Source organism: Streptomyces sp. NPDC054956 (genome assembly GCF_053609185.1).
In genome coordinates this window covers 1-14,040 of sequence record NZ_JBSGXB010000026.1, presented here as the reverse complement: position 1 = coordinate 14,040, position 14,040 = coordinate 1, and the positions used below count along the sequence as shown (strand labels likewise).

General features: G+C 73.6%; 11 protein-coding genes. 7 read left to right on the top strand and 4 right to left on the bottom strand.

Annotated features, from left to right (window positions below; all coding sequences use genetic code 11):
* Window positions 1-13: 13 nt before the first annotated feature.
* Window positions 14-763 (bottom strand): ABC transporter permease subunit, encoded by a 750-nt coding sequence (locus ACWGDE_RS07785; RefSeq protein WP_453388098.1) that lies wholly within the window; start codon window positions 761-763, stop codon window positions 14-16.
* A gap of 27 nt (window positions 764-790) precedes the next feature.
* Window positions 791-1,702, bottom strand: a complete 912-nt coding sequence (locus tag ACWGDE_RS07780; protein WP_453388097.1) for an ATP-binding cassette domain-containing protein — start codon at window positions 1,700-1,702, stop codon at window positions 791-793.
* A 108-nt stretch (window positions 1,703-1,810) separates the two neighbouring features.
* Here ACWGDE_RS07780 and ACWGDE_RS07775 point away from each other — a divergent pair, with 108 nt between their 5' ends.
* The 3 genes from ACWGDE_RS07775 (at window position 1,811) to ACWGDE_RS07765 (ending at window position 4,922) form a co-directional block, all read left to right on the top strand.
* Complete coding sequence (locus ACWGDE_RS07775; RefSeq protein WP_453388096.1) at window positions 1,811-2,989, top strand: sensor histidine kinase; 1,179 nt, start codon at window positions 1,811-1,813, stop codon at window positions 2,987-2,989.
* A 4-nt stretch (window positions 2,990-2,993) separates the two neighbouring features.
* A complete protein-coding gene (locus ACWGDE_RS07770; RefSeq protein WP_453388095.1) occupies window positions 2,994-3,644 on the top strand; it encodes a response regulator in 651 nt (216 codons plus the stop codon).
* 120 nt (window positions 3,645-3,764) lie between these two features.
* Window positions 3,765-4,922, top strand: coding sequence for an ROK family transcriptional regulator (locus tag ACWGDE_RS07765; RefSeq protein WP_453388094.1), 1,158 nt, complete (start codon window positions 3,765-3,767; stop codon window positions 4,920-4,922).
* Window positions 4,923-5,136: 214 nt separating this feature from the next.
* On the opposite strand, the gene ACWGDE_RS07760 is transcribed toward ACWGDE_RS07765, so the two are convergent.
* The gene (locus ACWGDE_RS07760) at window positions 5,137-5,898 is read right to left on the bottom strand and encodes a GntR family transcriptional regulator (RefSeq protein WP_453388093.1); all 762 of its coding nucleotides are present in this window, start codon (window positions 5,896-5,898) and stop codon (window positions 5,137-5,139) included.
* Window positions 5,899-6,196: 298 nt separating this feature from the next.
* Here ACWGDE_RS07760 and ACWGDE_RS07755 point away from each other — a divergent pair, with 298 nt between their 5' ends.
* The 4 genes from ACWGDE_RS07755 (at window position 6,197) to ACWGDE_RS07740 (ending at window position 12,277) form a co-directional block, all read left to right on the top strand.
* Entirely contained in the window at window positions 6,197-7,036 is an 840-nt protein-coding gene (locus ACWGDE_RS07755; RefSeq protein WP_453388092.1) for an alpha/beta fold hydrolase, read from the top strand.
* A gap of 138 nt (window positions 7,037-7,174) precedes the next feature.
* Window positions 7,175-8,776: an alkaline phosphatase D family protein gene (locus ACWGDE_RS07750; RefSeq protein ID WP_453388091.1), complete on the top strand. Its 1,602-nt coding sequence runs from the start codon at window positions 7,175-7,177 to the stop codon at window positions 8,774-8,776.
* Between the two features lie 139 nt (window positions 8,777-8,915).
* The gene (locus ACWGDE_RS07745) at window positions 8,916-10,364 is read left to right on the top strand and encodes a GNAT family N-acetyltransferase (protein WP_453388090.1); all 1,449 of its coding nucleotides are present in this window, start codon (window positions 8,916-8,918) and stop codon (window positions 10,362-10,364) included.
* Between the two features lie 194 nt (window positions 10,365-10,558).
* Entirely contained in the window at window positions 10,559-12,277 is a 1,719-nt protein-coding gene (locus ACWGDE_RS07740; RefSeq protein ID WP_453388089.1) for a DUF885 domain-containing protein, read from the top strand.
* A 62-nt stretch (window positions 12,278-12,339) separates the two neighbouring features.
* On the opposite strand, the gene ACWGDE_RS07735 is transcribed toward ACWGDE_RS07740, so the two are convergent.
* A partial coding sequence (locus tag ACWGDE_RS07735; RefSeq protein WP_453388088.1) for an SbcC/MukB-like Walker B domain-containing protein occupies window positions 12,340-14,040 on the bottom strand: 1,701 nt, incomplete at its 5' end.

Below are 14,040 nucleotides of genomic sequence, written 5' to 3'. Positions count from 1 at the left end.
GCTCGGCACGGCGTCAGGCGTCCCGGCGCCGCATCGCCAGCCATCCGCCGGCCACCGCGGCCAGCGCCCACAGGGCCAGTACCCCGAGACCGGTCCACGGGCCGAGGCCGGCCGACGACTCCAGCCGCATCACCATCTGGCCCGCCCGGTCCGGCAGGAACCGGGCTATGCCCTCGGAGGCCTCGCCGAGCACGAACGACACCATCAGCACGAAGGGTATGAGCAGGCTCAGTACGGCCGTCGCACTGCGCAGCACCGCGGTCAGTCCGGCGGCCAGCAGGGCCATCAGCGTGAGGTACAGGCCGCACCCGAAGACCCCACGGTAGGTACCCGTGCTGCCCAGCTCCAGCGCGTTGGGCCCCATGAACGCCTGCCCGCCGGCGAAGGCGGCCAGGGCGGCGAGCTGGCCGGCCAGGAAGGCCAGTCCGCCGACCACCGCCATCTTCGACAGGTAGAGCCGCGCACGGCTCGGCACCGCGGTCAACGACGTGCGCAGGGCACCGTTGTGGAATTCGGAGGACAGCGCCGTCGCGCCGAACGCGAAGGCGGCGATCTGCCCGAAGTTGACTCCGTAGAAGGCCGCGAGGAGCGGATCGCTCCCCAAGCTGCCGGGCTCCCCGTCCCCGATCAGCGCGGCCGTCAGGGTCTGTATCCCGGCGGTGGCGACGAGGACGGCTATCAGCGCCCCGAAGGTACCGCGCAGGGACCGTATCTTGATCCATTCCGAGTGCAGGACGGGGACGGTGGGCAGAGCGGTGCTCATGGCGAAGCCTCCTTGAAGGGGTTCACGTCAGCGGGTGGCGGCGAACTGGGCGTGTTCGGCGGTCAGATCGAGATAGGCCTGCTCCAGCGAGGCCCGCTCGTCCACCAGTTCCAGCATCGGAATGCCTTCACGGGCGGCCACGGCGCCGAGCTGCTCGGCCCGTATGCCCTCGACCGTCCACCGCCCGCCCTCGGCGGTGACCAGCTCCAGGCCCTCGCGGGCGAGGACCGATCCCAGCCGGACCGGGTCGCTGGTGCGCAGCCGGACCCTCGGGGTGCTGCGGGCGTCGATGAAGTCCTCCATCGACATGTCGGCCAGCAGCCTGCCCTGCCCGAGTACGACCAGGTGGTCGGCGAGGGCGGCGGTCTCGGTCATCAGGTGGCTGGAGACGAGGACCGTGCGCCCCTCGGCGGCCAGGGAGCGCATGAGCTCGCGGATCCAGATGATGCCCTCGGGGTCGAGCCCGTTGGTCGGCTCGTCGAGCAGCAGCACACCGGGGTCTCCGAGCAGCGCCGCCGCTATGCCCAGGCGCTGACGCATGCCCAGTGAGAAGGTCTTGATCCGCCGCTTGGCCGCGGCGGCGATCCCCGCCTGCTCCAGGACCGCTTCCACCCGGCTCTTCGGGAGACGTCCGGCCGCCGCGAGGAGGCGGAGGTGGTCCCTGGCCGTGCGGCCGCCGTGCGCCGACTGCGCGTCGAGCAGGGCTCCCACGTGGTGGAGGGGGTCGGACAGCTCGGCGAACCGGCGGCCCCCGATGGTGGCCGTTCCGGAGGTGATCCGGTCCAGCCCCAGCAGCAGCCTCATCGTGGTGGACTTGCCGGCGCCGTTGGGTCCCAGGAACCCGGTGACGCGGCCGGGCAGGACATCGAAGGTGAGGTGGTCCACGGCCCGGGTGCGGCCGAACTCCTTGGTCAGTTCTCGGATCTCGATGCTGTTCATGCCTCAAGGTTCGCCGTCGCCCCCACCCCTCCTCCTCCCCCGAGCGAGGGTTTCGCCTCCCCCACGTGGGGGAGCCGCCACCCCGCCGTGAGCTGCCACGATGAGGGGATGCACCGTCTGATCCGCGCCGCTCTACGACCCGTGACCTACTCACGCTGGGTGCACCTGTGTGTGCCCATGCTCATGCTGGCCGTGTGGATGTTCATAGGGCCCGAGGCTCCGTGGATGCCACTGCTCCTCGTCATACCGCTGGGGCTGCTGCCCTGGATGCGGCTGGCCGAAGGGCTCCAGGCCCAGTTCCTGCTGACTCCGCACGACCGGGGCGACGTCGAGGGCGCGGGCTTCAGCACCGTGGCGTCAAAGAAGTGGAGTGACCGCTGGCGGACCCTGTTGTGGCTGGAGACACGGCTCGTCCTCGCGACGGTCACCGTCGCCGCCAGCGTGAAGCTGCCCGTCCTGACGGTCGATCTGATCAGCTTCGCGATCGGGGGCACGCACATCGAGGACAGCTTCCTGCCCTTCGACCTTCCGTCCTGGGCGGCTTGGCTGCTGGCTCCGGTGCCCCTGGTGCTGCTGATCGTCATCGTGGTCCTGCTCGGCGATCTGGTCACCGTCATCGCCCGTCGCCTGCTCGGCCCTTCGGCCGCCGAGCGGCTCACCGCCCTGGAGGCGCGTACCGAGCAGCTGCTGGAACGGACCCGCATCGCACGGGAGCTGCACGATTCGATCGGCCACGCGCTGACCGTGGCCGTGGTCCAGGCGGGGGCCGCGCGGGCGGCCGGCGACCCGGAGTTCACCGACCGCGCGCTGAGCGCGATCGAGGAGACGGGCAGGGCGGCGCTGGAGGACCTGGAGCGGGTCCTGCTGGTCCTGCGCGAGTCCGGTCAACGGCCCTCCCAGCGGCCGACGCTGGCGGAGGCGGACCGGCTCCTCGAATCCGCGCGGGCCTCCGGCTCGGAAGTCGACGCGGAACTGGTCGGCCCCCTGGAGCAGTTGCCGGGGCCCGTCACCCAGGAGGGGTACCGCATCCTCCAGGAGGCGCTCACCAACGTGCTGCGGCACTGCGGCCCCGTACCGGTGCGGGTGAGGATCGCCGTGGTCGCCGACCGGCTGGACCTGGAGGTGACCAATCCGGTGCCGGAGCGGCCGACCGTCATGGCCGGCAGCGGGAGCGGACTGCGCGGAATGCGGGAGCGGGCCGCGCTGCTCGGCGGGAACGTCGAGACCGGTCTGCACAAGGGGGGTTGGCGGGTGCGCGCGCGGCTTCCGCTGGAACGAATACGCTGACCGGATGCCGGTTACCGTTCTGCTCGTCGACGACGAACCCCTGGTGCGCGCGGGTCTGCGCGCCGTCCTGGACGCCCAGCCCGACATCGAGGTGGTCGGTGAGGCCGCCGACGGCGCCTCGGTGGTCCCCCTCGTGCGGCAACTGCGCCCGGACGTGGTGGCGATGGACGTCCGGATGCCGCTGCTCGACGGGATCGAGGCGACGAAGGCCGTCCTGCGGACGGTGGACTCGCCGCCGAAGATCCTCGTGGTCACCACCTTCGAGAACGACGAGTACGTCTACCAGGCGCTGCGGGCCGGGGCGGACGGGTTCCTGCTGAAGCGGGCGCGCCCGTCGGAGATCGTGCACGCGGTCCGGCTGGTGGCGGAGGGCGAGACCCTGCTGTTCCCCGCGGCGGTACGGGCGCTCGCGGCCGAGTACGGGAACCGGCAGGCCCGCAAGGTTCTGGACCGGGCCGCCCTGACCGAGCGCGAGGAGGCCGTCCTGCGGCTGATGGCGAAGGGCCTGACCAACATCGAGATCGCCCGCGAGCTGATCGTCGGGACCGAGACGGTCAAGACGCACGTGAGCGCGGTCCTGGGAAAGCTGGGCGCTCGGGACCGGACCCAGGCCGTGATCACCGCCTACGAGTCGGGGTTCGTCGCCCCTGCGTGACCGTCGGTGGCACGCAGTAGGGGAAGGGCGGGTTCCGGCCGATGGGGGGCTGCTTCTCGCCGTTGCCCCGGGTCCGCAGTACGATCCGGCTGACAAGCTCGCTAGCTGGGAGGACACACGTTGGGGCAGCTGACCGGCGGGGACCCCTCTCTGCTCCGGCGGATCAACTCCGCCGTGGTGCTGCGTGCACTGCGCGCGGCCGAATCGCCGACCCTCACCGACCTCACTCGGGTGACCGGGCTTTCCCGGCCGACCGTCGAGGGCGTGGTCGAGGGGCTCATCGGCACCGGGCTCGTCGTCGAGGCCGGTGCGGAGGAGGGCGCTCGACGTCAGGGGCGGCCCGCGAGACGGTTCAGGTTCCGCACCGAGGCCGGGCACCTGCTCGGCGTGGAGATCGGCTCGCACCGGATCGCGGTGCTGCTGTCCGGGCTGGACGGACGGGTCATCGGCGCCGGCACCAAGGACGTCGCCGAGACGGCGTCCGCAGACGAACGGCTGGACCGGGTCCGCAGCGCGGTGGCCGACCTGCTGCGCAAGGCCGGGGTACCCAGGGACTCCCTGCGGGCGGTCGGCGTGGGCAGCCCCGGCATCGTCGAGGCGGACGGCACCGTCCGGCTCGGCACGGCCCTGCCCGGCTGGACCGGGCTGCCGCTGGGCGAACGGCTGCGACGCTCCTTCCGCTGCCCGGTCCAGGTGGAGAACGACGCCAATGCCGCGGCGGTCGCCGAGCACTGGAAGGGCGCCGCGACGGACACCGACGACATGGTCTTCGTGATGGCCGGGCTCAGCCCCGGCGCGGGCTCCCTGATCGGCGGCCGCCTGCACCGCGGCTTCGGCGGGGCGGCCGGCGAGATCGGCGCGCTGCACCTGCTGGGGCGCGAGGTCACGCCCGAGAAGCTGCTGTCGACCACCGGCGAACCGCTGCACCCGCTGGACGAGCGGGCCGTGGCGGAGGTCTTCGCGATGGCCAAGCGGGGAGACGAGCGGGCGGTGGCCGCGGTGGAGCGGTTCATCCAGCGGCTGGTCCACGACGTGGCCGCGCTGGTCCTGGCGATGGATCCGGAGCTGGTCGTGGTGGGCGGCTGGGCCGCCGGGATGGACGGGGTACTGGACCCCCTGCGGCGGGAACTGGAGCGGTACTGCCTGCGCCCGCCGCGCGTGGCACTGTCCCTGCTGGGCGAGGCGGCGGTGGCCACGGGAGCGCTGCGACTGGCGCTGGACCACGTGGAGGAAGAACTGTTCGCCGTGGAGAAGACGGTCACGACCCGCCGCCGCTGATCCCCCGCGGGGCGCTGCGCGTTCGGTGCCGACCCGGCACCGGCGCCGGCCGCCGGGGACCCCGTCACACCGGTGACCCGGCCCGCCGCCGGCCCGGCGGACCACCGACCCGGCGACACCGCCCCCGCCAACGCCGAACGGGCCGCCGCTGTGCGACGGCCCGGGGTCAGCGGATCAATGGACCAGCGGATCAGCGGATCAGCGGATCAGCGGATCAGGATGCGACGCGCGCGTCGTGCGTTATCTGGACGTCGCCCGAGTCGCCGAAAGTGAGGCGGCAGGTGTCCGCACGGTAGGTGGCCACCGAGACGGCCGCCGTGCCCTGCACCGTGAAGTAGCGGGTGGTGACCAGGAGGACCGGGGCGCCGGGCAGGCGGTCCAGTTCCTTCGCGTCGTCGGCGCGGGCCGAGCCGAGCTCCACCGAGCGGTCCTGCCCGTCGAGGGGAAGCCGCTGCAGCTCGCGCATGACGGCCCGGGCGCGCGCCGGACCGGCCGGGGCGTCGATCGCGGAGAGGCCGGGCACCGAGGCGGCCGGCACGTACAGCAGCTCGGCGGCGACGGCCTGCCCCTGCTCGACGCGGGTCCGGCGCACCGCGAGGACGATCTCGCCGGCGGCGGTGCCGAGCAGCTTCAGGACGGCGGCGCTCGGCGCGGCCTCCGCCGCGTCCACGGGCTCCCAGCCGTCGGTGCTCTCGCCGGGCCAGCCGTGCTGCGACGCGCTGCCGACGGCGACGCCCACGCGCGGCGGGGCGACGGTGGTGCCGACTCCGCGCCGGCGCTGCAGGCGGCCTTCGAGTTCCAGCTGCTCCAGGGCCTGGCGCAGGGTCGCGCGGGCCACGCCGAAGCGGGCGGCGAGCTCACGCTCGTTCGGCAGGACCTCGCCCACGGCGAAGTCCTGGTCGAGCGCCTCACTGAGGACGGTCTTGAGGTGCCAGTACTTCGGCTCCGGCACCGATTCGAGCTGCGTGGTCCCCACCCTGACTCCTCCTGCAATCGCCGCAATCGCCGTGTTCCAGCGGCAGTTCCGCGCCTTTGTTTATTAAAGGTTCCTGCACTATCCCTGCGACGATAGGACGGCGCCACCCCTTGGTCAAGACCAATGCTCGCCCCTTTGTCGGGCAGATCGGGCATATGTAGCAACCCGTTCACGGGATGTTCGCGGGCCGCGGGAAAGATGAAGTCTTGTCGCCAGGGGCTACCGGACGGTAACGATGGCGGGCGAGACTACTGACAACCTGTCTCACACGTGCCGCCCGACCCCGACGAGGAGCAGCATGACCGCCACGGTCTCCTTCACGATCGATACGCCGCTGGGCCCCCGCACCGCCACCGCCGCCTACGAGCGCAAGGGCGCGGGCGAGCCCCTCCTCCTGCTCCACGGCATCGGCCACCACCTCCAGGCCTGGCACCCGGTGTCCGACGTGCTGGCCGCCGAGCACGACGTGATCGCCGTCGACCTGCCCGGCTTCGGCGTCTCGGAGCCCCTGCCGCACGGGGTTCCGTACGATCTCGGCACCGTCGCCCCGGCGCTCGGCGCGCTCTGCGCCGCGCTCGGGATCGAGCGCCCGCACGTGGCCGGCAACTCACTCGGCGGGCTGCTCGCCCTCGAGATGGGCCGGGTCGGGCTGGTCCGCTCGGTCACCGCCCTCTCCCCGGCCGGCTTCTGGACCGAGGGCGAACGCCGCTACGCCTTCGCCGCGCTCCGCGCGATGCGCGTCGGAGCGAGCGCGCTGCCCCGCTCCGCCGTGGAGCGCCTCTCCCGCAGCGCCGCCGGCCGTACGGCGCTCACCAGCACCATCTACGCGCACCCGGGCCGCCGCTCCCCCGACGCCGTCGTCGCCGAGACCCTCGCGCTGCGCGACGCCACCGGTTTCGAGGCGACCCTGACCGCGGGCGGTTCCGTACGGTTCACCGAGGACGTGCCCGGCCTGCCGGTCACCATCGCCTGGGGCAGCCGCGACCGGCTGCTCCTGCGCCGCCAGGGCGTCCGCGCCAAGCACACCATCCCCGGCGCACGCCTGGTACGGCTCCCCGGCTGCGGACACGTCCCGATGCACGACGACCCGGCGCTCGTCGCCCGCGTCATCCAGGACACGACTCGCCTGGCACGGTGATCCGCTGACGGACGCTCAAGGGGCGCGCACGAGTGTTCACGCATGGTTCGCGTGCGCGACGCGGGCGGTCCGGTGTGCGGCCGGTGTACGGCGGCACACTGGTCCGGCCCGTCCCCGCCGGCCTCTGGAGACGCACCGATGGCACCCCTGCCGCACACCCGACGCTCCCTGCTCGGCGGATCGCTCGCCGTTCCGGTGGGCTTCGCCCTGTCCAGCGCCCTCTCGGGCGCCCTCACCACCCCGGCGCATGCGGCGGCCGCCCCCGCCTTCGTCCGCTCGGGCCGCCCGGGCGCCCTCTGGGGCGTCCAGTCCGGCGAGATCACCGCCCACTCGGCCACCGTCTGGACGCGCTCCGACCGGCCCGCGCGGATGTACGTCGAGACCTCCCCGAGCGAGTCGTTCCGCTACGCGGTGCGCCGCCACCGCGGCCCACTGCTCGGTCCCGGCACCGATTTCACCGGGACCACCACCCTGCGCGAGCTCCCGCCGGGCCGGCAGGTCCACTACCGGGTCGTCCTCGCCGACCCCGACGACCCGCGCCGCACGGGCGAGCCGGTGTGCGGCACCTTCCGCACCACCCCCGTCTCCCGCCGCCGCGACGTGCGCTTCCTGTGGTCCGGGGACCTCGCCGGTCAGGGCTGGGGCATCAACCCGGACCTCGGCGGCTACCGCGTCTTCGACGAAATGCGGCTGCGCGACCCGGACTTCTTCCTCTTCAGCGGGGACACCATCTACGCCGACGGGCCGATCCAGGCCTCCGTCCCGCTGCGCGACGGCACCCTCTGGAACAACGTCACGACCGAGGAGAAGGCGAAGGTCGCCGAGACCCTGGCCGAGTACCGGGGCAATTTCCGCTACAACCTCCTCGACCGCAACCTGCGCGAGTTCAACGCCCAGGTCCCGGTCCTCGCCCAGTGGGACGACCACGAGGTCCGCAACAACTGGTACCCCGGGCAGATCCTCGAGGACCCCCGCTACACCGTGAAGGACGTCGACACCCTCGCCCGCCGGGCCCGCCAGGCCTTCGGCGAATACTTCCCCGTCACCGACCTGCGCGGCGGCCGCGCCGAGGGCCGGATGTACCGGGTGATGCGCTACGGCCCGCTGCTCGACGTGTTCGTCCTCGACATGCGCACCCACCGCAACGCCAACTCGCCCGGCCGCCGGACCGACGACCCCATCGGCATCCTCGGTGCCGAGCAGCTGGCCTGGCTCAAGCGCGAACTGTCGCGTTCCCGGGCCACCTGGAAGGTCATCGCCGCCGACATGCCGCTGGGCATCGTCGTGGCGGACGGGCCGGTGAACTTCGAGGCCGTCGCCCAGGGCGATCCCGGCGCCCCGCTCGGCCGCGAGCTGCAGATCGTCGAACTGCTGCGCCACATCAAGCACCAGCGCATCACGGGCACCCTCTGGCTCACCGCCGACGTCCACTACACGGCGGCGAACCACTACGCGCCCGAGCGGGCCGCCTTCACCGACTTCGCGCCGTTCTGGGAGTTCGTCTCCGGCCCGATCGGGGCGGGCGGCTTCCCGGCGGGGCGGCTCGACGCCACCTTCGGCCCGAAGACGGAGTACGTCCAGTCCGCGCCCTTCGCCAACATGTCGCCGTCCGAGAACCCCCCGTACTACGGCGAGGTGGAGATCGACGGGGACGGCGGTGAGCTCACCGTGCGGCTGCGGCGCCAGGGCGGCGGCGTACTGTTCACGCGGACGCTCCAGCCCGGACGGGTGGGGCAGTAGCGGGTGACCCCGAAACCGCCTCTGACCCCTCCACCTGAAATCAGCCGGAAAACAGGGCGAAATCGGCCAGATGGATCCTTAACCAGTCGGTCACAGATCGTTCGTGATCACGCAACACCCCTGGGTCACAGTGGTCTGCATGACTGAGCGTATTCCTGCCTCCTCCCAGCGTTCCCACCGCCACCACTGGCGCCGGGACGTCGTCGAGCTCGCCGCCCTCTTCTGCGCCGTCGCCGTGGCCGACGGCATCGCCAATCTCGTCGTGCACGGTCCGCGCGGCCCGATCCTGCTCGTCGCCTCGGCCGTCGCGCTCCTGGTGACGGCGGCGTTCCACACTTGGTGGGCACGGCGCCACAGCCATGCGCCGCCGCCCACGGACACCGGGCCCTCCCATCCGGGCGCGGCCGAGGCCGCAACGACGGACGGCACCCAGCCCGCGGACACCGCGCTCACCACCTCCCTGTGGCGGATGCGGACCACCGTGCGCGACCAGCCCGGCAGCCTCGCCGCGATCTGCACGGCCCTCGCCCGCGCCGGGGTCGACATCCTGACCCTCCAGACGCACCCGCTCCCCGAGGGCGGCACGGTCGACGAGTTCCTGCTGCGCGCCCCGCAGCAGCTGGCCTCCGCCGACATCACCCGGGCCATCTCCGGCGCCGGCGGCCACAGCACCTGGATCGAGCGGGCCGACGCCCACGACCTCGTCGACACCCCGACCCGCGTCCTGGGCCTGGCCACGCGCACCGCACTGGACGCCGCCGAGCTGCCGCTCGCGCTGCGCCAGCTGCTCGGCCGCTGCACCATCCACTCCATCCCGGCGACCACCCTGTCGGGCCGGCCCAACGCCGGCGCCGACGCGCCGGTCGAGGGGGTCCTCGAGGCCACGGTCATGCGGCTGCGCGACCCCTCCGGCGGTGCGATCACCATCGAGCGGCCCTACCTGCCGTTCACCCCGACCGAGTTCGCCCGCGCCCGGGCGCTCGTCGAGCTCGACGCCCGGCTCGGGCCGCGCGTCCCGCGCAGCCAGGACGTACTGACCCTGCCCGAGGGCAACGAGATCACCGTCCGCCGCGCCGACGGCTCCGACCTGGCCGCCGCCCGCGCGATGCACGACCGCTGCTCGGAGCGCACCCTGGGCCTGCGCTACCACGGGCCCGTCGCCGACGCCGACCGCTACCTCGGCCACCTGCTGAGCCCGCGCTTCGGCCGCACCCTCGCCGCGACCACCGCCTCCGGCAAGCTCGTCGCCCTGGGCCACCTGCTCTGGGACGGCGACGAGACCGAGGTGGCCCTGCTCATCGAGGACGACTGGCAGCGCCGCGGCATCGGTACCGAGCTGCTGGGCCGGCTGATCGCGATGGCCGTCGAGGCCGGATGCGACAGCGTCTACGCCGTCACCCAGGCCTCGAACACCGGCATGGTCGCCGCCATGCGCGGTCTCGGCCTCCCCCTCGACTACCAGATCGAGGAGGGCACGCTGGTGATCACGGCCCGGCTGGACGCGACCCCGGTCAGCTCCCGGCTGCCGTACGAGCTCCCGCGCGAGACCCACGGCCTGCCGGGCTCGCAGCCCCGTAACCAGCGCTGAGCCCCGGTCCGGCCGCGGGCCGGTGAGCGGGCACCGCCCGAACTGTCGTACGCCGGCCATGCCCTACGTCAGTTCGAGCGGTGCGCCCGCTCCCGGCCCTGCCGCACGCCCGCGCCCCCCTGCACCCCCCTACGTCAGCAGGCTGAGCCCCTTTGGTGATGACGCGGACCCCTCCCGCGTAAGAAGATGTCCGCATGTCAGACATCCTCACGAGTAACGGTTCCGCTCGGCTGCCCCGTCAGGTCGCCGACGCCTACGTCGACGCGCTCATCGCCATCGACCCGATCACGGGCACCTACCTGGGTGTCGCCGAATGCTCCGGCAAGCTCCCGGACCTCTCCCCGGCGGGCCGCGCCGCGGCAGCCGAACTCTCCCGTACCACCCTCGCCCTCCTCGACGCCGCCGAGCGCCTGCCGGGCGCCGACAGCGATGTCGAGCGCCGCTGCGCCCGCCTGCTGCGCGAGCGGCTCACCGCCGAACTCGCGGTCCACGAAGCCGACGAGGAACTGCGCGCGGTCAGCAACATCCACTCCCCCGTGCACGCCGTCCGCGAGGTCTTCACGCTGACCCCGGCCGACACGGACGAGGACTGGGCCGCCATCGCCGAGCGCCTGCGCGCCGTCCCGGCCGCCTTCGCCGGCTACCGCGAGTGCCTCGCGCTCGGCCTGGACCGCGGCCTGTACGGCAGCCCGCGCCCCACCGCCACCTTCGTCGAGCAGCTCACGGGCTGGGCCGGCGAGGACGCCGGCGCCGAGGGTGACGCGAGCGGCGGCTTCTTCGCCGAGTTCGCCGCGGGCGGCCCCGAGGCCCTGCGCGCCGAGCTCGACGAGGCGGCCGCCGCCGCGACCGGCGCCGTCGTGGAACTGCGCGACTGGATGCGCGACGTGTACGCCCCGGCCGTCCAGGGACAGCCCGACCCGGTGGGCCGCGAGCGCTACGCCCGCTGGTCGCGCTACTTCAACGGCACCGACCTGGACCTGGACGAGGCGTACGCCTACGGCTGGTCCGAGTACCACCGGCTGCTCGCCGAGATGAAGGAAGAGGCGGCCAAGATCCTGCCGGGCGCGGGCCCCTGGGAGGCGCTGCGCCACCTGGACGAGCACGGCACCCACATCGAGGGCGTGGACGAGGTCCAGGCCTGGCTGCAGGGCCTGATGGACGAGGCCATCGAGAACCTCGACGGCACCCACTTCGAGCTCGCCGAGCGGGTCAAGCGGGTGGAGTCGCGGATCGCCCCTCCGGGCGGCGCCGCGGCCCCGTACTACACGAACCCGTCGGAGGACTTCTCCCGTCCGGGCCGCACCTGGCTGCCGACGATGGGCCAGACCCGCTTCCCCGTCTACGACCTGGTCTCCACCTGGTACCACGAGGGCGTTCCGGGCCACCACCTCCAGCTGGCGCAGTGGACGCACGTCGCGGACCAGCTCTCCCGCTACCAGGCCAGCGTCGGCCTCGTCAGCGCCAACGCCGAGGGCTGGGCGCTGTACGCGGAGCGCCTGATGGACGAGCTGGGCTACCTCAAGGACGCCGAGCAGCGGCTCGGTTACCTGGACTGCCAGATGATGCGCGCCGCGCGGGTCATCGTGGACATCGGCATGCACCTGGGTCTGGAGATCCCGGCGGACTCCCCGTTCCACCCGGGCGAGCACTGGACGGTGGACCTGGCGCAGGAGTTCTTCGGCCTGCACAGCGGCCGCCCGGCGGACTTCGTCGAGAGCGAGCTGACCCGCTACCTGTCGATGCCGGGCCAGGCCATCGGCTACAAGCTGGGCGAGCGCGCCTGGCTGCTGGGCCGCGACAACGCGCGCGCCGCGCACGGCGACTCCTTCGACCTGAAGGCGTGGCACATGGCGGCGCTGTCGCAGGGCTCGCTGGGCCTCGACGACCTGGTGGACGAGCTGTCGAAGCTCTGATCCGCGGGCCTGAGCCCGGGCACGGTCCCGGGCTCAGCCCCTCCCCGGGCACCGCCCCGGGCTCAGTCCGTCCCGGCCACCGCGCGGTGGCGCACCACGGAGCCGCCGCGCTGTTTGACGATCTCCAGCTGGGCCTGCACCCGGGTCCGCAGGTCGGCGACGTGGCTCACGATGCCGACGCTGCGGTCGCGTTCGCGCAGCGAGTCCAGTACGTCGAGCACCTCGTCCAGCGCCTGGTCGTCGAGGCTGCCGAAGCCCTCGTCGATGAAGAGGGTGTCCAGGCGCATGCCGCCCGCCTCGTCGGTGACCACGTCGGCCAGCCCCAGCGCCAGCGCCAGCGAGGCGAAGAAGGTCTCGCCGCCGGACAGGGTGGCGGTGTCCCGCTCGCTGCCGGTCCAGGCGTCGACCACGTGCAGCCCGAGCCCGGACCGCCCGCGCCCGCTCGCCCGGGCGTCGGAGTGGACCAGCGTGTAGCGGCCGCCCGACATCCGCAGCAGCCGTACCGTCGCGGCGGCGGCCACCTGCTCCAGCCGGGCCGCGAGCACGTACGCCTCCAGCCGCATCTTGCGCTCGTTGTCGGCGGAGGTGCCCGCGGTGAGTCCGGCGAGCCGGGCCACGCGTTCGTAGGCCTCGCGCAGCGGGCCCAGGGCGCGCAGTTCCTGCTCGGCCTGGCGGGAGAGCCCGTCGAGGTCCTTGCACCGCACGCGGGCCGCGTCCACGGCCGATCCTGCGGTACGAAGCTTCGCGGCGGCCCGGGCCGCGTACGCCTCGGCCTCCTCCGGCGCGGCCGGGGGCAGGGCCGCCGCGGCGGCGGTGTCGCCCTCGCCGAGGCGGTCGGCCAGCATGGCCTCCTCCGCCTGCCAGGCGTCCATCCGGTGTTGGAGGGCGGTGCGTTCGTACTCCGGGAGCACGGCGTCGGCCGCTTCCTCAGTGGTGTCGAAGCCGGCCTTGAAGGCGGCGTCGGCCAGCTGGTCGTCGGCCTCCTTCAGCCGGGCGGCGGTGGCCTCGGCCCGGCGCAGCGAGGCCGCGGCCGCGGTGACCATGCGGACCCGGTCCTCCAGCACCCCGGCGCGGGCCGCGACGCTGGGCGCGTCCGCCCGGACCAGGGCCAGCCCCGCCTCCAGCGAGGCCTGTTCCTGGTCGAGGGCCTCCCGGCGGGAAGCCCTCGCTCCGGCCCGGACCTCCGCCTCCAGCCGGTCGGAGCTGCGCACGGCGTGCTCCCTCTCGGCGCGGTCGAGCCGCTCGCGGGCGGTGTGCAGTCCGGCGGCCGCGGCGTGGGCCTCGGCGTGCCGGGAGCTCAGCTCGGAGGTGAGTTCCAGGAGTTCGGCGGTGGTGGCGTCCCCGGCGGCGGCAGCGGCCTCGGCGCGGGCCTGCCGGACGGCGGCCAGCCTGCGCTCGACCTCCGCCCTGCGCTCCTCGGCCCGCTCGAAGCGGGCGTGCGCCGCGTCCTCGGCGGCCCGGTCGACGTGGCCGGGGGCCGGGCGGGCGGGCGCGGGGTGCTCCTCGGCTCCGCACACCGTGCACGGCTCGCCCGCGACCAGGGCCGAGGCGAGTTCGGCGGCGATCCCGCGCAGCCGGGTCTCCTTGAGCTCCAGCCAGCTCTCCCGGGCCGCGGTCGACTCCTCGCGGGCGGTGAGCAGTTCGCCCGAGGCCCGTTCGGCGTCGGCGTCGAGGGCGTCGCGCCGGCGGGCGGCGTTCAGGTGCATCCGGGCGGGCTCCAGCTTCCCGGCGAGCTGCTCGGCCAGGGTCGCGGCCTGCTGGGC

Excerpts from the sequence above, each read along its gene's own strand:
- ACWGDE_RS07750 (WP_453388091.1), top strand. The coding sequence starts at position 7,175 with ATGGCACCCCTGCCGCACACCCGACGCTCCCTGCTCGGCGGATCGCTC.
- ACWGDE_RS07755 (WP_453388092.1), top strand. The coding sequence starts at position 6,197 with ATGACCGCCACGGTCTCCTTCACGATCGATACGCCGCTGGGCCCCCGC.
- ACWGDE_RS07740 (WP_453388089.1), top strand. The coding sequence starts at position 10,559 with ATGTCAGACATCCTCACGAGTAACGGTTCCGCTCGGCTGCCCCGTCAG.
- ACWGDE_RS07745 (WP_453388090.1), top strand. The coding sequence starts at position 8,916 with ATGACTGAGCGTATTCCTGCCTCCTCCCAGCGTTCCCACCGCCACCAC.
- ACWGDE_RS07785 (WP_453388098.1), bottom strand. The coding sequence starts at position 763 with ATGAGCACCGCTCTGCCCACCGTCCCCGTCCTGCACTCGGAATGGATC.
- ACWGDE_RS07780 (WP_453388097.1), bottom strand. The coding sequence starts at position 1,702 with ATGAACAGCATCGAGATCCGAGAACTGACCAAGGAGTTCGGCCGCACC.
- ACWGDE_RS07775 (WP_453388096.1), top strand. The coding sequence starts at position 1,811 with ATGCACCGTCTGATCCGCGCCGCTCTACGACCCGTGACCTACTCACGC.
- ACWGDE_RS07770 (WP_453388095.1), top strand. The coding sequence starts at position 2,994 with ATGCCGGTTACCGTTCTGCTCGTCGACGACGAACCCCTGGTGCGCGCG.